Raw genomic sequence first — 17,391 nt, 5'->3', positions numbered from 1 at the left:
ATTCGCACGGCAATACGCCGATGCCTACGCCGTCGAGGGCGACACGCCGCCGCTTCGGGTCGACCAATGGCTCGCGTGGCCCGGTTCGACGCCGCTACGCATGCTCTGGATGGGCCGGGTAAGCACGTCGGCGGGAGCGGCGTCCGCCCCGGCGAAGGCCGGTCATTTCGCCAGCCTCGTGCGCCCCCACGGCCTGCGCGACAGCGCCGCAGCCGGGCGCGTGGCGGTCGACTTGCCCGGCGTGACCTACGTCGACAAGGCCGCATCCATCTCGGCGCTTTTTGCCCGGTATCGCGTCGCAAGCGGAATTTGGTTCGCCGCCGCCCTCATCGTGGTGACTGGACTGCTCACGCGTCGCTACGGGTGGCGCGGCGCCATCGCCACCATCACTCCGACATTGCTCGCCACCGCGGCAGTGTTCGCGGCGTTCGGCTATCTCGACCTGCCGCTGACATTGTTCGCGCAGATGGGCTTGATGCTGGTCCTGGGCGTCGGCGTGAATTACGCGATCTTTCTGCGTGAGGGCGAACTACGTGCCGGCGGCGACCCGCGCATGGCCGCGATTGCGGTCGCCGGCACGCTGATGTCGGCCGCGACGACCCTGCTGTCGTTCGGCCTGCTCGCCTTCAGCGCCATGCCGAGCCTGCATGCCTTCGGCCTGACCTTGACGATCGGCATCGCATTTGCGTTGTGGCTCGCCCCCTATAGCCTGCGCTACCCGGAACTGCGCTCATGAAGTCTCCTGTCTATCTCCACGCTCTTGGCATGATCAATGCGCTGGGTCACGACCTGCCGGGCATCGCCGCGCGACTGTTCGCCGGCGATACGTCCGGTATGCGGGTTCGTGACGAGGTGCCCGCGCCGCTTACATCCCCCGCCCCCGTGGTGGGCGCCGTGCGCGTGACCACTGACGCGCTGCCTTCGCTTCCCGCCCGGCTACAGCGGTACGACTGTCGCAACAACCGGTTTCTGGTCGCCGCAGCGCAACCGTTGCACCCCACCCTCGCACGCCATATCGCACGCCATGGGGCAACGCGCATCGGGGTCGTGATCGGTACGAGCACGTCGGGTATCGCCGAAGGCGAAGCCGCGCTGCGCACGCTCGCGGACCGGGGCGCGTTACCGGCGGCGTATCACTACGTCCAGCAAGCCCTCGGGGCACCGGCGCAGTTCGTTGCCGAGTTGCTCGGCGTGCACGGCCCCGCCTACACAATCTCGACCGCGTGCACGTCGAGCGCAAAGGCATTCGGTGCGGCGCGTCGCCTCATCGACAGCGGGATCTGCGATGCCGTAGTGACCGGCGGTGCGGACACGCTATGCGATCTGACCCTCGGCGGCTTCGGCGCGCTCGAGTCGCTCTCGCAGGGGCTCGCGCGCCCGATGAGCCGCCAGCGCGACGGCATCAACATCGGGGAAGGCGCGATGCTCTGCCTGATGTCGCGAGCGCCCGGCGACATCGTCGTGTCCGGCATTGGCGAATCGAGCGATGCTTATCACATCTCGGCCCCCGCGCCGGACGGCCGTGGCGCCATCGACGCCATGCGGGCCGCCTTGCACGACGCCTGCCTGGCGCCCTCGCAGATCGACTATGTTCATCTGCATGCGACCGGCACGCCGAAGAACGACGCGATGGAAAGCCTTGCCACACATGCCTGCTTGGGTGCCACCGCGTGGGCAAGCGGCACCAAACCCATGACCGGACATCTGCTCGGCGCCGCGGGCGCGACAGGCATCGGATTGTGCTGGCTCACGCTTTCAGGCGATGGCCGCCTCCCGCCGCACGTCTGGGATGGAGACGCCGCCCCCGAGCTCAGCGCCCTGCGGCTCGTCACCCCCGGCACCACGCTCGGTCGCGCCCCTCGCCACGTCATGACGAACGCCTATGCATTTGGCGGGAACAACGTCAGCGTCATCCTCTCGCGCGCGGAGGCCCTGTGATGCCCGCCGCTTCTGTCTGGCCGCCGATCGAGACGCTGCTGCCGCACCGGCCGCCGATGCTGCTCATCGATAACGTTTGCGAGCACGACGCCGAGTCGATCTGCGTGCAGGCAACGCCCGATGCTCACGCCTGGTATGCGGATGCGCACGGCAACATGCCCGTTCACATCGTCATCGAACTCATGGCGCAGGCGATTGCCGCGCACGAAGCGCTCACCCGTCGTATCGAAGGCCTGCCCCCCGCGCCGGGCGTGCTGCTCGGCACACGCCGCCTCGAAGCGCGTGTGGCCTCGCTGCCCGCCGGCGTGCCGGTTCTCGTGCGTGCCACATGCGTGCTACACGACGACAACGGCAACGGTGCCTACGACTGCTGCGTGCAGGCCGACGACGAGACAGTGGTCGATGCCACGATCAAGGTGCATCAGCCAACCGATTTCTCTGCCTTCTTGATGGAGCCCCAATCATGACCCGACGCGTTCTCGTCACCGGCAGCAGCCGGGGCATCGGACGGGCCATCGCCCTGCGCCTCGCGCAGGACGGCTTTGCCGTCACCGTTCATTGCCGTGAGCAGATCGCTCCCGGCGAAGCCACCGTCGCGCAGATTCGCGACGCGGGCGGCACAGCCACGCTCGTGTCGTTCGATGTCCGTCATCGCGATACCTGCCGACAAGTGCTCGACGCCGACGTTGCCGAACACGGTGCGTACTACGGCATTGTCTGCGGCGCAGGCATCACGCGCGACAACGCGTTCCCCGCGCTGTCCGACGACGATTGGGACAGTGTCATCGACACCAGCCTCGACGGCTTCTTCAATGTCGTCCATCCCCTCACGATGCCCATGGTGCGACTGCGCGCCGGCGGTCGCATCGTCACGGTGGCGTCCGTCTCCGGGGTGATGGGCAATCGCGGCCAGGTGAACTACAGCGCCGCGAAGGCCGGTCTGATCGGCGCCACGAAAGCCTTGTCGGTCGAATTGGCGTCGCGCCGAATTACCGTCAACTGCGTGGCGCCGGGGCTGGTCGACACCGGCATGCTCGAGGGCGTGGCGCTCGACGAAGCGCTGCGCATGGTGCCCATGCAACGCGTCGGCCGCCCTGACGAGGTGGCGCATGTGGTGTCGTTCCTGATGTCGGACGGGGCCAGCTACGTGACTCGCCAAGTCATCGGCGTGAATGGAGGGATCGTCTGATGACACGCGTCGTAGTGACTGGATATGGCGGAGTGACAGCGCTTGGCAGCCGCTGGGAAGACATTGAGCGGGCGCTGCGCACCGGGCAGAACGCCGTGCGCCGCATGCCGGAGTGGGACTACTTCGAAACGCTCAACGGGCGCCTCGCCTGCCCGGTGGAAGACTTCGCTGCGCCGTCGCACTGGCCGCGCAAGCAATTGCGTTCCATGGGACGGGTTGCCCAACTCGCGCTTCGGGCCACGGAACATGCCCTCGCCCACGCAGCGCTGGATGTCGCCGCGCACGACCCCGGCGATATCGGTGTGGCGTACGGGTCGTCATCGGGCAGCATCGCGCCGATTCAAGCCTTTGGCGTCATGGTCGACACGGGATCGATGGCCGGCGTGACGTCGACGAGCTACATCCAGATGATGCCGCACACGACGGCTGTCAACATCGGCGTGCACTTCGGACTCCAAGGCCGCATCATCCCGACGTCGAGCGCCTGCACGTCGGGCAGCCAGGCCATCGGATACGCATATGAAGCCATTCGCTTCGGCCGCGCGAAAGTCATGCTCGCTGGCGGTGCCGAAGAATTGTCCGGCCCCGGTAGCGCCGTCTTCGATACGCTGTACGCGACGAGCACGCGCAATGACGAACCGAAGCTCACGCCGCGCCCGTTCGATGCGGCGCGCGATGGCCTCGTGGTCGGCGAAGGCGCTGCCACGCTGGTGCTCGAATCGCTCGAACATGCGCAAGCGCGAGGGGCCACGATTCTCGCGGAAATCGTCGGCTTCGGCTGCAACACCGACGGCAATCACGTCACGCAACCGACCGCGGCCACGATGGCACGCGCCATGCGGCTCGCGCTCGACGATGCGGGTCTCGCCCCGCAGGCCATCGACTACATCAGCGCACACGGCACGGCCACGGACCGCGGCGATGTTGCCGAGAGCGAAGCCACCGGCAGCCTCTTCGGCACGCACGTGCCGATCAGCGCCATGAAGAGCTATCTGGGCCATACCCTCGGTGCGTGCGGCGCCATCGAAGCATGGTGGGCTATTGAGATGATGCGTCGCGACTGGTTTGCCGGCACGCTCAATCTCGACACACCGGATCCGGCCTGTGCGCCGCTCGATCACATCGCGGGCGCTCAGGGCCGCGATCTGGAAACGCAGCGAATCATGAGCAACAACTTTGCGTTCGGCGGCATCAACACGTCGCTGATCTTTCATCGATTTGCGGGTTGACGGGCGTTGCGCAGCGCAACGTCCATTCACAACGGAGAAGGAGAACCTATGCAGACTCGTCGACACTGGCTGATCGCCTCGCTTGCCATCACCGCTTCGGCCGTCCTCGCGCCCGCCGCCCACGCGGCGCGCCCGGCGGTGCCCATCGTGCCGCACGATAACGTGCCGATCGTCTCCGGCAGCGGCAAAACACTCTCGCTCGACGAGATTCGCGGCGCCATTGCGCGCGGCGCCGCCGTGCATGACTGGACGGTAAGCCCCGTGCATCCGGGAGAACTCGTGGCCTCGCTGAACGTGCGCAACAAGCACTTTGCCTCGGTGACGATCAAATACACCGAAACGGCTTACTCGGTGACCTATCGCGACAGCACCAATCTTGAGTACCAACTCTCCCACCCGAACGCCTCGGCGCGCCGCGAGGACTTCCCCTCGGCGCCGCCCCCCAATACGCCGTTGATCCATCCCAACTACAACCGCTGGGTCGACACGCTCATCCGCGACATCAACACGGAGCTGCGCCGTCTCTGATGACGTCCTTTCATCGCCCCGACGGATTGCCCCGGGTCGTCGTCACCGGCATCGGGATGGTGTCCGCCGCCGGTCACACGCGCGATGCCATCGTGGACGCCCTGCGACATCGGACGAGCGGCGTTCATGAGGCGCCCGATTATGTCGCCCACGACCTGCGCACGACAGTCACCGGACGCCCTCACGCCGGATCGCTCGACGACGCGGTGGTGCCGCGCAAGCTGCGCCGCTTCATGGGGGACACGGCGCTGTATGCCTGCCATGCCGGCCTTCGCGCCGTGGCCGACGCCGGGCTCGATACCGCGACATTGAGTCGCGGGCGATGTGGTGTCGTCGTCGGCTCCGGCACCGGGGCGATGAAGGATTTTGAAGCGGCGCTGGACGTCGCGCGCGAAAGCGGCGCGGCGCGGGTGCTGCCCTACGTGGTGCCACGCGCCATGTCGAGCACCGCGCAAGCCGCCCTCTCCGCGCTCTTCGACCTGCGCGGGGTCGGCTATGCCATCTCGTCGGCGTGTTCGACATCGATTCACTGCGTGGGGCACGCCGTCGATGTGTTGCAGCTCGGACGGCAGGACGTGATGCTCGCGGGCGGCAGCGAAGAGGCCCCCTGGGGCGCGGCGATGTGTTTCGATGCGATGGGGGTACTCTCGCGCGCCCACAATGCGACGCCCGAGGGCGCCTCGCGCCCGTTCGACGCCCAACGCGACGGTTTCGTCCTCGGCGGTGGTGCCGCCATCCTCGTCCTGGAAACACTCGCCCACGCCATGGCGCGAGGCGCACGCCCGCTCGCCGAGATCACGGGGGTCGGTTCCGCCACCTGCGCGTCGCGAGCGTTCGGTGTCGACATCCCGACCATGAGCGCGGTGGTCGAAACAGCGTGTCGTGGGCTGACGGCACCGCCCACCTTCATCAGCGCCCACGCCAACGGATCCATCGACGGCGATATCGCGGAACTGCATGCGCTGGCGCGCGCCTTCGGTGGGGTGGCCGAGGTCCCGGCCATCACCTCGATCAAGGGCCTGACGGGACACACCGTGGCGGCCGCGGGGGCAATGCAGATCGCGTGCGCGATCTGGGCGATGCACGAGGGTTTCGTGCCGGGCGTAGCCAATCTGGCATGCCTGGACGCCGCCGCCGCACCCTTTCCGATCCAGACAGCCCTGCAAGAGACGCTGGTAAGCCGCGTGCTGATCAACACCTTTGGCTTCGGCGGCACTTACGGCGCGCTGACGCTCGCACGAGTTTAGCGCCCGTGCCCGACCTTCCGCGCACTAGACCTTAGACGCGACAAACACGTTAAACACGTCAAACCCGTTAAACGCTTACGCGAGCGGCTTTCTCGCAACGACGTTGACCAGCGTCTCCTCACGCGCGCCGAATGCCGGGCGACGCTGCAACTTCAACCGCTCCAGCAGCCCGAAGTCCTTGGCTCGGCTCCACCACAGGTACGGATAAGACACGTTCTCGGGACCAAAGGTAAATCCCGCCGCGCGGATCATGTCGAGATACCCCGTTGCGCTTCGCTGAACGTGCATCGGATGCCGGAACAGCAGTCTGATCACCCACGAGCGGATATAGGCCTCGGTCGACTCGGCGAAACACAGCAAACCGCCCGGCTTCAGCACCCGATAGAACTCAGACAGAGCCGCCTCCTGGTGCACGAGGTGGTGGAAGGTCTGATGGCAGAACACGATGTCGCAACTGGCATCGGGCAGCGGGATCGCGGCGCAATCGCCCGCGCGCAGATCGACGGAAATCCCCGCGCTTCGCACGTGTGTCTGCGCTTCGCTCAGCGCCGGGGCGAAGCAGTCGAACCCGATCAGGCGCGACGGTGCGAAATAGCGATGCAGAAGCGGCAGAGATTGTCCGTGGCCACATCCCGCATCGAGAATGACGGGGGCCTGCGGTATCGCACCGTGCGCCAGCCTCATCAGGTCTTCGATGGCGACGCGCAGCACGTGATGACGCCAGGTGTAGGTCTTCAGAAACCAGTTCCCGAAGCGGGTCTCGGGAACAAAGGCCTTTGCGCACGATTCGGGGCGCGGGGGAAGCGCAGGCGGTGCGGGAGGCGGTTTGGCAGCAGTGGTCACAATAGCGAATACCGCCCTGGCGGCTTATCGGGTGGAAGCCCGCTATTGTGCCCACTGCACGAGTCCATGAGAAGTACGTAAAGTGCAATACTCCTGAAATTCAGGGATGCTTTCTAAATTCGAGAAAAATCCCGAATCACACGAGCCTCACGATCTGCTTGCCGAAGTTCTCGCCCTTGAGCAGACCGAGGAATGCGGCAGGCGCGTTCTCGATCCCTTGCGCCATCGTTTCGCGATAGCGCAGCTCACCTGCGGCGATGGCGTCGGTGAGCTCCTTCAGTGCCTGTGGCCAGACGTCCAGATGCTCGGTCACGATGAAGCCCTCGAGCCGCACCCGGTTCGTCAACAGCAGCCCCGGGTACTTCAGCGGAATGGGCTCGCCGTTGTAGCCGGAGATCATGCCGCACAGCGCGATACGCGAGTGGGCATTGAGGTTGCGCATGACCGCGTCGAACACGTCGCCGCCGACGTTCTCGAAATAGCCGTCGATGCCATCCGGCGCAGCAGCGCGCAGTGCTTCGTCGAGATGACCCGCCTTGTAATCGACGCACGCATCGAAGCCAAGCGTCTCCACGACGTAGGCGCACTTCTGGGCACCCCCCGCAATCCCGACCACGCGACAACCGGCGCGCTTCGCCAGTTGACCGACCACGCTGCCCACGGCGCCCGAGGCCGCGCTGACCGCGACCGTCTCTCCTGCCTTCGGCGCGATGATCCGATTCAGGCCATACCAGGCCGTCACGCCCGGCATGCCCGCTGCGCCAAGATAGGCGCTCATCGGAATGCGTGCATCGTCGATACGGCGCAGGTTGCTGCCGTCCGAAATGCCATATTCCTGCCAGCCGAACATGGCGGCAACGGCGTCGCCCGGCTGCCAGTCCGGATGGCGCGACTCGATCACCTCACCCACGGTCGCCCCGATCATGACCGTGTCGAGGGGTTGCGGCGGCGCGTACGACTTGGTGTCGTTCATCCGCCCGCGCATGTACGGGTCGAGGGAAAGATAGAAGTTGCGCACCAGCAACTGCCCTTCGCCGATCTCCGGCAATTCGGGCGCCGCCAGGTGAAAATTGTCAAGCGTGGCTTCGCCCTTCGGGCGTGAAACCAGCAGAATCTGTCGATTAATCGTCATGGCCTTTCCTCCACGTTAGTGAGTCGCCGCGACATCTCGAATGCGCGTTGTCTCGCGGTGACATCATCTCAGTGACATCGTTGATGAGTCGTCTGGCAACGACGCAAAGCATCGACCGCAGTCAGTCGCCGCGCGCTTCGTCCGGACGTCGCTGCTCGCGCACGGCGCGCCCCACCGCGAGTCGACGCAAATACTTGAAGGTGCCCATCGCCTTGGCGACGAGCTTGCCATCGGCGTCGCGCACCTCGCCCTCGCAGTACGCCATCGTTGTCGTGCGGTGCAGCAGGCAACCAAACGCCCGCATCTCACCGGCACCCGGCTGCATGAAGCTCGTCTTCATCTCGATCGTCACGACGCCCGTGCCTTCCGGCGCCACGCTCCGGCAGGCGGTGCTCATTGCAATGTCGAGCAGCGCCATCGTCGCGCCGCCATGCACGACCTCCCAGCTATTGAGATGGTGAGGCGCCAGCGGGAGACGCAGTTCCGACTCGCCTCCTTCAGCGCGCAGCAGTTCGATGCCGAGATGGTCGGTAAACCCAGAACGAATCGATAGCGTACTCATCGGGCACTCCGGCCGCACCGGCCATTACGGTAAAGCTTGTCCATCGTCATTTCATCAGCTTGCGACGCCGCGCATCATGCGCGGCGTCTGGTATTCAATCAGTCGCCTTCGACTCACTCGCGCGACACGCCGGCCGCGCTCAGCGAAGCCCAAGCGTTGGCGAGCGAGCCATTGAGATCGATGGCACGACAGGCGTGCTCGATCACACAGACATCGAAACCCGCCGCCTTCGCGTCGAGCGCGCTCCATGCCACGCAGAAATCCGTCGCCAATCCTACGCAATGCACCCGCCTCACGCCCTTGTCGCGCAGATATCCCGCCAGACCGGTCGGCGTCTTGCGATCCGCCTCCAGAAACGCCGAATAACTATCGACGTGCGCGTGATACCCCTTGCGCACCACCGCCTGCGCATGCGGAATTCGTAGCCCGGCATGCAATGCGGCGCCAGGCGTGTCCTGAACGCAATGCGTCGGCCACAAGACCTGTTCGCCATACGGCAGAACCATCGTCTCGAACGGCCGACGCCCCGCGTGATTCTCGGCAAACGACACATGCCCCGCGGGATGCCAGTCCTGCGTCAACACCACTCGCGCGAACTTGCCCGCCAAGGCGTTGATCGCGGGCACCACGGCGTCGCCCCCGGGAACCGCCAACGCGCCGCCCGGCATGAAATCGTTCTGCACGTCGATCACGAGCAGCACTTCGTCCATCGGTTTCATGGGTTTGCCCCTCATTCGTCGCAGCGACCGCCCCATTCTGGCCCCATCGCGCGCGTCCCGCTTATCCGTTGAAGCGCTTGCCGGCGTCGGCAAGTTCAACAAGCCGCGCGGCAGGCATCCAATCTTCGCCGTGCGCGTCCTGCGCAAACTCGCGCACCCGTCCGAGCACCTTGTCGAGCCCCACCGCATCGGCATAGTGCATCGGCCCGCCACGCCACAACGGGAAGCCGTAGCCGTTCAGATACACCATGTCGATGTCCGACGGGCGTGCCGCCGTGCCGTCGGCCAACACTTTCGCACCTTCGTTCACCAGCGCGTAGACGAGGCGATCCACGATCTCTTCGTCCGAGAAGGGGCGCGGCGCGATACCGTTCGCCTTGCGATAGTCGTCGATCATCTGCCCGACCTTGGCCGATTCACGAGGCGAGCGATCGCCCTCGGCGTAATCGTACCAACCCGCGTGCGTTTTCTGGCCGAAGCGTCCGGCTTCGCATACGACGTCGGCAATCTTGGGATAGACGATGCCGGGATGTTCGGCATGTCGGCGCTTGCGAATGGCCCAGCTAACGTCGTTTCCGGCCAGATCGCTGGTGCGGAACGGCCCCATCGCGAAGCCGAAGCGCTCTATGGCGGCGTCGATCTGCGCGGGCGTCGCGCCCTGCTCGACCATCCACTGAGACTGCTTGAAATACGGCTCGAGCATGCGATTGCCGATAAAGCCGTCGCAGACGCGTGCCACCACGGCAAGCTTCCCAATGCGTTTGGCCAGCTTCATCACCGTTGCCAGCACGTCCTTGCCGGTCTGCGCACCGCGCACGACCTCGAGCAAGCGCATGACGTTCGCCGGGCTGAAGAAGTGCATGCCGACGACGTCCTGCGCCCGCGATGTGGTCGCGGCCAGGGCATCGAGATCGAGCGTCGACGTGTTCGACGCCAGGATTGCCCCCGGCTTGGCCACTTTGTCGAGCTCACGGAAAACGACCTGCTTGATGGCCATCTCCTCGAACACCGCTTCGACAATCAGATCGGCATCGGCCACCGACGCGAAATCGGTACTGCCGTGAATACGTGCCTGCCGCATCTGCGCGTCGTCTGCCGTGAGCTTTCCACGCGTGACTGCACGCGCATAGTTGCCTCGTATCGCTTCGATACCGCGGGCAAGCGCCGCGTCGGTCGTGTCGACCAGCGTCACCGGAATTCCCGCGTTGGCAAAGGTCATGGCGATGCCGCTGCCCATCGTCCCGGCCCCGATGACGGCCACGCGCTCGATGTTGCGCACCGGCGTGTCGTCCGGTACGTCCGCAATCTTGGCGGCCGCGCGCTCGCCGAGAAACGCATGACGCAGCGCCTTCGACTCCGGCGAACTCACCAACGCCACAAAACACTCGCGCTCGAACTTCACACCGTCATCGAACGGGCGTTGAAGCGCCGCCTCGACGGCAGCCACGCATTTTTGCGGCGCGGGGAAATGCGGTTGCTCGCGTTGCACCTTTTCACGTGCGGCATCGATCGCGGCCTGCGCCGAGCCGTCGGCGTCATCGAGCGCCACGTCACGCAATCGCGGCAACGCGCCGCCTTGCGAGGCGATGTTGCCGGCGAAGGCGATGGCGCCCGCAAGCAGGTCGTCGCGGTTGCCTTCGAACATTGTCGAGAAGAGCGTACCGACGAGCGCTTCCGACTTCACCACACGCCCCGTCACCACCAGGTCGAGCGCACGCGCCACACCGATGGCACGCGGCAGGCGCTGCGTCCCCCCCGCGCCAGGCAGCAGGCCCAGTTTGACCTCGGGCAGCGCGATCTGCGCGCCGGGCAACCCCACGCGATAGTGGCAGGCGAGCGCCAATTCGAGTCCGCCCCCCATCGCCACCGCATGCACGGCCGCCACAACGGGTTTCGCGCAGGCATCGAGCGCGGCGATCACCTCGACCAGCAGCGGGCTCTGGGTTGCCTTCGGCGTATTGAATTCGCGGATGTCGGCCCCGCCGGAAAATGCCTTGCCACCGCCGATCAGTACTACGGCGCGCACCTGAGCGTCGGCCTGGGCTTTCGCGAGCCCGTCGGCGATGCCGGAGCGCGTGGCGTGTCCCAAGCCATTGACCGGGGGATTGTCCAGCGTGATGACGGCCACGCCGTCACGAACCTCATAAACCGTGCTCATCGTTGTCTCGTTCCTTATATTCTTGGGGGCTATGTGCGGTGACGCGGTGCGTCGTTGGGCGCGCTGCGGGTGCGCAAGCAGCGGCAAGACGATCCGTGGATTCTAGCGCAGCGCTACACCTCGAGCCATTCACGGCGTATCGCGCAAGCCTCCGCCAGCCTATCGGGCGTGCCCTCGAAGACCAGTGCGCCCCGGCCCATCACGGCGACACGCTGCGCGCAGCTGAGCGCGAGCGATAGCTTCTGCTCGATGAGCAGAATGGCGACCCCGGTTGCACGCAAATCGGTCAGAATCCGGCCAATGCGCGCAACCACACGCGGTGCGAGGCCTTCCGTCGGCTCATCGACGATCAGCAGATCGGGCCCGGCCATCATCGCCCGGCACAGGGAAAGCAGTTGCTGCTCGCCGCCGGACAGCGATGCGGCTGGCGCATCGCGTCGCGGTGCCAGCTCTTCGAAGCGCTCGAACGCCTGGGCCAGTGTAAGTGCGCGATGGTTGCCGGACGTTGGCCGCACCGTACGCCCGTTCCCGGCCCGCTGCCCGAGCCATAGATTCTGCGTGACGGTCAGCGGCCCGAACACATCACGCGTTTCCGGCACATAGCCAACGCCCAGCCGCGCAATCTGATGCGGTGCCAGCGACGTCAGCGATCGACCCTGCCAGCGAATCTCCCCCTCGCGCGGCAACTGCCCCATGATCGCGCGCGCCAACGTGGAGCGCCCCGCCCCGTTGCGCCCGAGCACTGCCACGATTTCGCCCGGCGCCACGCGCATCGTCACCCCGTGCAGCACCCGGCTGCCGCCATACCCGGCCCTCACGTCGATCAACTCAAGCATCGCGCGCCTCCCCGGCACGGGCGGTCTCATCCATGGCATCCGCAAATTCCCCGAGATACGCCGTACGCACGTCGGGATGCGCACGAATCCGCTCGGGTGTATCGCACGCGATGATGACCCCGCGCACCAGCACAGCGATCCGGTCGGCCAGCGAGAAGACCACCTGCATGTCGTGCTCGATCATCAACAGCGAGCGCTCCCGGCTGAGGTCGGCGATCAACGCGACCATCCGTGCCGACTCGGACTGGCTCATCCCCGCCGTCGGCTCGTCGAGCAACATGACGCTGCCCGCCGATGCAGCGCACAGCCCGATCTCCAGGACGCGCTGCTCCGCGTAGCTCAGGGCTGCCGCCGGCACGTTGCGTCGCGCCGACAGCCCGAGACGCGTCAACCACAGCTCGCTACGCCGTGTGACGTCGCTCAGCCCCTGCATCCGCCGCCAGAACGTGTAGCGATGACCTTCCGGCCAGAGCCCGGCGCAACGCAAATGATCAATGACGCTCATTTGCCCGAACAACTGCGACGTCTGGAAACTGCGCGACAGGCCAAGCCGGCTGATGACATGGGATGCCCGACCGGTGACATCGCTGGTGTTCATCAGAACACGCCCGTCGTCGGGCCGTGTCCTGCCCGTGATGACGTCGAACAGCGTGCTCTTGCCGGCGCCGTTGGGCCCGATGATGGCAAGCCGCTCGCCGGGCATGAGCGTCAGATCGACGCCGCACAGCACCGACGTGGGCCCGAACGATTTGCGCACGCCTCGCACGCTGAGTGCCGCGCCAGACGGAAGGGTTGGCCTCGCCGCTTGCGTCACCGCTTGCGTCATTGCCGGTCCTCCACCGAGTGTTGGGCGCCCGCCGCCGTGTGGCGCAACCAATGCCCGGCGCGCGCGACGCCCCCCCCCCCCGCCACGAGCGCCACGGTTGCCAGCGCCCAAGCCCCCGGCCCTGCGTATGCGCCGAAGCCCCCCACCGCCTCCGGCCCGGCGTCGCTCGCAAGGCGCGCGCCGTAAGTCATTTCGACGATGCCGATCAGCCCGCCGGTGCACATCGCCAGACCGACACAGACCACCGCGTAGGGGCGCCACAACGCACGTGCCATGCCGGTGCGCCAGGCGCGCCCGTGTGCCGCGATCAATCCGGCGATGCCCCCCGGCGCGAACAGCACGACGGCGAGGAATCCCAACCCGAGATAGAGCTGCCAGGCGCGCGTCAGTGTTGCCAGCATCACCGTCGCGAACACACCGACGACGGCGCCCAATATCGGCCCCGCGAAGTACATCGTCCCGCCAAGCACCGTGAAGACGAGTACGACGCCGGAGCGCTCAAGACTGAAGGCGTCGGCGCTGACCAGTTCGAAATTCAATGCGCCCAGCGCGCCCGCCACCCCCGCGAAAGCCGCCGCCAGGATCTGCATGCGGTAGCGCACCGCCGATGCCGATGGCCCAAGGAAAGCGACCCGCGCCGCATTGTCGCGCACGGCGCGCGCCAGGAACCCCAGCGGCGTGCGCGTGATGCCGTACATCAAGGCTGCGCAGACGAACACCCAAACGGCAACCAGCCCGTAGACCTCGCGCTGCGTTGCAAACGTCACCCCGAACCACGCCGCACCGAGCGTGCGGTCGGTCGGAATGCCGCGCTCGCCGCCGAACCACTCGGGCAGCATCCCGGCCATGACCCAGACAAGCTCCGCCACGCCCAGTGTAATCATCGCGAACGTCATTCCCGCGCGTCGTGTCGTGACGTAACCGAGCGTAGCGCCCGCCACACCTGCCGCGAGCGCACCGGCGAACGGCACGAGGGCCATCGACACCGGCAGCCCGTGCGCCCCAATACGATTCATGCACCACACGCCCGCATACGCCCCAACACCCGCATACGTCGCATGACAAAAGCTCAACAAGCCGGTCGAACCGAGCAGCAGATTGAACGACAGCGCCAGAATGGCCGCGGTCCCCATCTGCGTCATCAGGGTGAGCGCCCCATCGGAAGGAAAGCACCACGGCGCCAGGCCGAGGATGGCGGCAAAGGCCGACCACGCGCCCAGGTGGCAGCGCCAGGATACAGGCGGCGCCACCGGCGAACGGGCGATCACATTGTCCATTACCCCTCCCGCACGCCGAAAAGCCCGCGCGGACGCCATAACAGCACCGCCACCATCAGCAGATACGGCACCGCTGGCGCGAGCTGCGCCACGGTCAGGTGCGACAGGGGCGCCACGGCTTTCATGACGGCACCCGCAGCACCAGCGGTGCCGTCGGTTCCCCCAGGGCTCTGCGCCAACCACCGTGCGAGGCTCGCATCGCTCGTCACGGCCCATGTCTGGAGCAGGCCGATCAGCAACGACGCCGCAAACGCCCCGCCCAGCGAACCCAGCCCGCCGACCACGACCACGACAAACACCACGCTGCCGACCGTTGCCGCCATGCCCGGCTCGGTCACCAGCACGTTGCCCCCCGCCGCCCCCGCAAGCGCCGCCAGCGCCGCGCCACAGGCGAAAACGCCTGTGTAAAGCGCAGGCACGTCGTAACCGAGGGCCTGGGTCATCGCTGGCTGCGATAGGGCGGCCTGCAGTATCCACCCCGCCCGCGTCGCGCGAAACACGCCCCACACGAGCAGGGCAATGGCGCACGCAAGCCCCATCAGAAACAGCCGGTACGCGGGCACCGCGATGCCCGCCACATGAACGAGCACGCCTTCGAAGACCGTTGGTACGCCGTAATCGACCGGGCCGCGGCCCCATGCGAGTTGGACCAGCTCCACCACGATATACGCGAGGCCGAACGTCGCCAGCAACTCCGCCAACGCACCGCGCGCACGCAATCGCCGCAACACGCCGCGCTCGAACGCAGCCCCGATCAGGCCAACGATCAGCGGCGCGGCGAACAGCGCCGGCCAGAACCCGACCGCTGCCGAGAACGTGTAGGCAAAGTACGCCCCAAGCATGTAGAAGCTGGCATGCGCGAAGTTCAGCACGCCCAGCATGCTGAAAATCAGCGTGAGTCCGCTCGACAGCATGAACAGCAGCAGGCCGTAGCTCACGCCATTCACAAGCACGAGGCCGGCCGTGGCACTCAGCAGATGCACTGCATCTCCTTCGGGAAGACCAATGAACGACGCGGCTGAGACGGCCGCATCCAGAGGAATTTCAGGCTGACATTATAGAGGGGACGGGCGACCACGGCGGTGCGGGATCGCCCGAAAAACGGCGTCAATGCTGGATTTCGGGCGCCATCCGCGTGCCAGGTGAGACGTTTCCGAGCGGGTTCTCGGCCGACGCCCCCCACCCCGGAGACGGCAACACGACGCCTAGGATGCCGCCTGATAATCGCGGAACGCCTCTCGCAATTTGAGCTTGAGCATCTTGCCGGTTGCCGTGTGGGGAATCTCGTCGACGAAGACCACATCGTCAGGGATCCACCATTTCACGACCCGGCCTTGGTAGAACGCCAGCACGTCCTCGCGTGTGAGCGTCGAGCCGGGCTTGCGAACGACCACCAGCAGCGGCCGCTCCTCCCATTTCGGGTGACGAATCGCGATGCAGGCCGCCTCGTGGATCTCGGGATGCGCCATCGCGACGTTTTCCACGTCGATGGAACTGATCCACTCGCCCCCCGACTTGATCACATCCTTGCTGCGATCCGTGATCTGCACGTATCCCTCAGGATCGATCGTGGCCACGTCGCCCGTGGGGAACCAGCCGTCGACCAGCGGCGGGGTATCCGAGCGGAAGTAACGATCCAGCACCCATGGCCCGCGCGCGTACAGATCGCCAAACGCCTTGCCGTCCCACGGCAGTTCTTTGCCGTCGGGGCCCACGATTTTGAGATCGACGCCGTAGATCGCCGTCCCCTGCTTCTCGAGAATATGCTGCTGCGCCTCGGCCGGCAGGTCGCGATGATGCTTGCGCAGATGGCACAGCGTGCCCAGCGGCGACATCTCACTCATGCCCCACGCATGGATGACGCGCACCCCGTAGTCGGTCTCGAACGTGTGCAACATGGCCGGCGGGCACGCCGAACCCCCGATCACCGTGCGCTCGAGCGTCGAGAAGCGCGCGCCGATCGATTTCACATGCGTGAGCAATCCCAGCCAGACCGTCGGCACGCCGGCGGAAAACGTAACGCCCTCCGCTTCGAAGAGTTCATACAGCGACTTGCCGTCCAAATCCTTGCCGGGGAAAACCAGCTTCGCACCGACCAACGCGCTCGAATACGGTAGCCCCCATGCATTGACGTGAAACATCGGCACCACGGGCAAAACGGCGTCACGCGCCGACATGGCCATCGCGTCGGGGAGCGCTGCACCGAAGGCATGCAACACCGTCGAGCGATGACTGTAGAGCACGCCTTTCGGGTGGCCCGTCGTGCCCGACGTATAGCAAAGTCCCGAGGCCGTGTTCTCGTCCATCGACGGCCACGGGAAGTCGCCGTCTTCAACGCCGATAAGATCCTCGTAGCACAGTAGCGCCAAACTCGATGTCGGCAGATGCGCGCGATCGGTCATCGCAATCCAGCCCTGCACGCCGGGGCACTGTGGCGCGATAGTCTCGATCAGCCCAATGAAGTTGATGTCGAAGGCCACATACCGATCTTCGGCGTGATTGACGATGTAGGCGATCTGCTCAGGAAACAGGCGCGGGTTCACCGTATGCACCACGCTGCCCATGCCGGAGACGGCGTAATACAGCTCGAGGTGGCGATAGCTGTTCCACGCCAAGGTGCCCACGCGCTCGCCGTCGCCCACGCCCAGCCGGCGCAGCGCCTGCGCGAGCTGGCGGGACCGGTGCTCGACGTCACGCCAGGTATAACGGTGGATGTCGCCTTCGATGCGACGCGACACGATTTCGGTATCGCCGTGATGACGCGCGGCATGGGTGAGCAATGTGGAAATCAGGAGCGGCGCAGCCATCATCTGGCCGAGAAGCGGTGTTGCCATGCGTCGAATCTCCAGAAAAGTCGGGACAGCCTGTATGACGGAGTACGTCGTGGGACGACGGTCGTGATTTCGT

At 66.0% G+C, this 17,391-nt stretch carries 17 protein-coding genes; 7 read left to right on the top strand and 10 right to left on the bottom strand.

The genetic code is table 11. The features are described 5' to 3' along the window. The 7 genes from A985_RS26110 to A985_RS0118150 form a co-directional block, all read left to right on the top strand. Positions 1–736: MMPL family transporter (locus tag A985_RS26110; protein ID WP_198288713.1), on the top strand; the 736-nt coding region annotated here is incomplete at its 5' end. Beyond that, positions 733–1,938, top strand: coding sequence for a beta-ketoacyl-ACP synthase (locus A985_RS0118175; RefSeq protein ID WP_017234800.1), 1,206 nt, complete (start codon positions 733–735; stop codon positions 1,936–1,938). The genes A985_RS26110 and A985_RS0118175, both read left to right, overlap by 4 nt. Then, positions 1,938–2,405, top strand: a complete 468-nt coding sequence (locus A985_RS0118170) for a hypothetical protein (RefSeq protein ID WP_017234799.1) — start codon at positions 1,938–1,940, stop codon at positions 2,403–2,405. Before A985_RS0118175 ends, A985_RS0118170 begins: the two co-directional genes overlap by 1 nt. Then, on the top strand, positions 2,402–3,127 hold the full coding sequence (locus A985_RS0118165; protein ID WP_017234798.1) for a 3-ketoacyl-ACP reductase FabG2: 726 nt from the start codon (positions 2,402–2,404) through the stop codon (positions 3,125–3,127). The genes A985_RS0118170 and A985_RS0118165 overlap by 4 nt, the downstream gene beginning before the upstream one ends. Next, positions 3,127–4,356 carry a beta-ketoacyl-ACP synthase gene (locus tag A985_RS0118160; RefSeq protein WP_026132119.1) on the top strand — a complete coding sequence of 410 codons (1,230 nt, stop codon included), beginning with the start codon at positions 3,127–3,129 and terminating at the stop codon, positions 4,354–4,356. Before A985_RS0118165 ends, A985_RS0118160 begins: the two co-directional genes overlap by 1 nt. 48 nt (positions 4,357–4,404) lie before the next feature. Continuing rightward, positions 4,405–4,884 carry a hypothetical protein gene (locus A985_RS0118155; RefSeq protein WP_017234796.1) on the top strand — a complete coding sequence of 160 codons (480 nt, stop codon included), beginning with the start codon at positions 4,405–4,407 and terminating at the stop codon, positions 4,882–4,884. After that, positions 4,884–6,131 (top strand): beta-ketoacyl synthase, encoded by a 1,248-nt coding sequence (locus A985_RS0118150; RefSeq protein ID WP_017234795.1) that lies wholly within the window; start codon positions 4,884–4,886, stop codon positions 6,129–6,131. Before A985_RS0118155 ends, A985_RS0118150 begins: the two co-directional genes overlap by 1 nt. A 75-nt stretch (positions 6,132–6,206) precedes the next feature. Here the strand turns inward: A985_RS0118150 and A985_RS26105 are convergent, their stop codons facing one another. The 10 genes from A985_RS26105 to A985_RS0118100 all read right to left on the bottom strand — a co-directional run bounded on the left by A985_RS26105 (position 6,207) and on the right by A985_RS0118100 (position 17,318). Next, positions 6,207–6,842, bottom strand: a complete 636-nt coding sequence (locus A985_RS26105) for a methyltransferase domain-containing protein (protein ID WP_017234794.1) — start codon at positions 6,840–6,842, stop codon at positions 6,207–6,209. Between the two features lie 268 nt (positions 6,843–7,110). Further along, complete coding sequence (locus A985_RS0118140) at positions 7,111–8,106, bottom strand: NADP-dependent oxidoreductase (protein WP_017234793.1); 996 nt, start codon at positions 8,104–8,106, stop codon at positions 7,111–7,113. Between the two features lie 121 nt (positions 8,107–8,227). After that, on the bottom strand, positions 8,228–8,668 hold the full coding sequence (locus tag A985_RS0118135; protein WP_017234792.1) for a PaaI family thioesterase: 441 nt from the start codon (positions 8,666–8,668) through the stop codon (positions 8,228–8,230). Between the two features lie 113 nt (positions 8,669–8,781). Next, positions 8,782–9,387, bottom strand: coding sequence for a bifunctional nicotinamidase/pyrazinamidase (gene pncA, locus A985_RS0118130; protein ID WP_026132117.1), 606 nt, complete (start codon positions 9,385–9,387; stop codon positions 8,782–8,784). 61 nt (positions 9,388–9,448) lie between these two features. Continuing rightward, positions 9,449–11,545 (bottom strand): 3-hydroxyacyl-CoA dehydrogenase NAD-binding domain-containing protein, encoded by a 2,097-nt coding sequence (locus tag A985_RS0118125; protein WP_017234790.1) that lies wholly within the window; start codon positions 11,543–11,545, stop codon positions 9,449–9,451. 113 nt (positions 11,546–11,658) lie between these two features. Continuing rightward, the gene (locus A985_RS0118120) at positions 11,659–12,381 is read right to left on the bottom strand and encodes an ABC transporter ATP-binding protein (protein ID WP_017234789.1); all 723 of its coding nucleotides are present in this window, start codon (positions 12,379–12,381) and stop codon (positions 11,659–11,661) included. Further along, a complete protein-coding gene (locus A985_RS0118115) occupies positions 12,374–13,207 on the bottom strand; it encodes an ABC transporter ATP-binding protein (RefSeq protein WP_017234788.1) in 834 nt (277 codons plus the stop codon). Before A985_RS0118115 ends, A985_RS0118120 begins: the two co-directional genes overlap by 8 nt. Next, positions 13,204–14,484, bottom strand: a complete 1,281-nt coding sequence (locus tag A985_RS26100; RefSeq protein WP_017234787.1) for a branched-chain amino acid ABC transporter permease — start codon at positions 14,482–14,484, stop codon at positions 13,204–13,206. The genes A985_RS0118115 and A985_RS26100 overlap by 4 nt, the downstream gene beginning before the upstream one ends. Beyond that, on the bottom strand, positions 14,484–15,467 hold the full coding sequence (locus A985_RS0118105) for a branched-chain amino acid ABC transporter permease (protein ID WP_017234786.1): 984 nt from the start codon (positions 15,465–15,467) through the stop codon (positions 14,484–14,486). The genes A985_RS26100 and A985_RS0118105 overlap by 1 nt, the downstream gene beginning before the upstream one ends. A gap of 222 nt (positions 15,468–15,689) precedes the next feature. Further along, positions 15,690–17,318 (bottom strand): 3-(methylthio)propionyl-CoA ligase, encoded by a 1,629-nt coding sequence (locus A985_RS0118100; protein WP_017234785.1) that lies wholly within the window; start codon positions 17,316–17,318, stop codon positions 15,690–15,692. Positions 17,319–17,391: the final 73 nt, after the last annotated feature.

Source organism: Pandoraea sp. B-6 (assembly GCF_000282835.1).
GTDB classification, from domain to species: Bacteria; Pseudomonadota; Gammaproteobacteria; order Burkholderiales; family Burkholderiaceae; genus Pandoraea; species Pandoraea cepalis.
This window is presented reverse-complemented; position numbering and strand designations above follow the sequence as displayed.

Excerpts from the sequence above, each read along its gene's own strand:
- A985_RS0118175 (WP_017234800.1), top strand. The coding sequence starts at position 733 with ATGAAGTCTCCTGTCTATCTCCACGCTCTTGGCATGATCAATGCGCTG.
- A985_RS0118170 (WP_017234799.1), top strand. The coding sequence starts at position 1,938 with ATGCCCGCCGCTTCTGTCTGGCCGCCGATCGAGACGCTGCTGCCGCAC.
- A985_RS0118165 (WP_017234798.1), top strand. The coding sequence starts at position 2,402 with ATGACCCGACGCGTTCTCGTCACCGGCAGCAGCCGGGGCATCGGACGG.
- A985_RS0118160 (WP_026132119.1), top strand. The coding sequence starts at position 3,127 with ATGACACGCGTCGTAGTGACTGGATATGGCGGAGTGACAGCGCTTGGC.
- A985_RS0118155 (WP_017234796.1), top strand. The coding sequence starts at position 4,405 with ATGCAGACTCGTCGACACTGGCTGATCGCCTCGCTTGCCATCACCGCT.
- A985_RS0118150 (WP_017234795.1), top strand. The coding sequence starts at position 4,884 with ATGACGTCCTTTCATCGCCCCGACGGATTGCCCCGGGTCGTCGTCACC.
- A985_RS0118140 (WP_017234793.1), bottom strand. The coding sequence starts at position 8,106 with ATGACGATTAATCGACAGATTCTGCTGGTTTCACGCCCGAAGGGCGAA.
- A985_RS0118135 (WP_017234792.1), bottom strand. The coding sequence starts at position 8,668 with ATGAGTACGCTATCGATTCGTTCTGGGTTTACCGACCATCTCGGCATC.
- pncA (WP_026132117.1), bottom strand. The coding sequence starts at position 9,387 with ATGAAACCGATGGACGAAGTGCTGCTCGTGATCGACGTGCAGAACGAT.
- A985_RS0118125 (WP_017234790.1), bottom strand. The coding sequence starts at position 11,545 with ATGAGCACGGTTTATGAGGTTCGTGACGGCGTGGCCGTCATCACGCTG.
- A985_RS0118120 (WP_017234789.1), bottom strand. The coding sequence starts at position 12,381 with ATGCTTGAGTTGATCGACGTGAGGGCCGGGTATGGCGGCAGCCGGGTG.
- A985_RS0118115 (WP_017234788.1), bottom strand. The coding sequence starts at position 13,207 with ATGACGCAAGCGGTGACGCAAGCGGCGAGGCCAACCCTTCCGTCTGGC.
- A985_RS26100 (WP_017234787.1), bottom strand. The coding sequence starts at position 14,484 with ATGGACAATGTGATCGCCCGTTCGCCGGTGGCGCCGCCTGTATCCTGG.
- A985_RS0118100 (WP_017234785.1), bottom strand. The coding sequence starts at position 17,318 with ATGGCAACACCGCTTCTCGGCCAGATGATGGCTGCGCCGCTCCTGATT.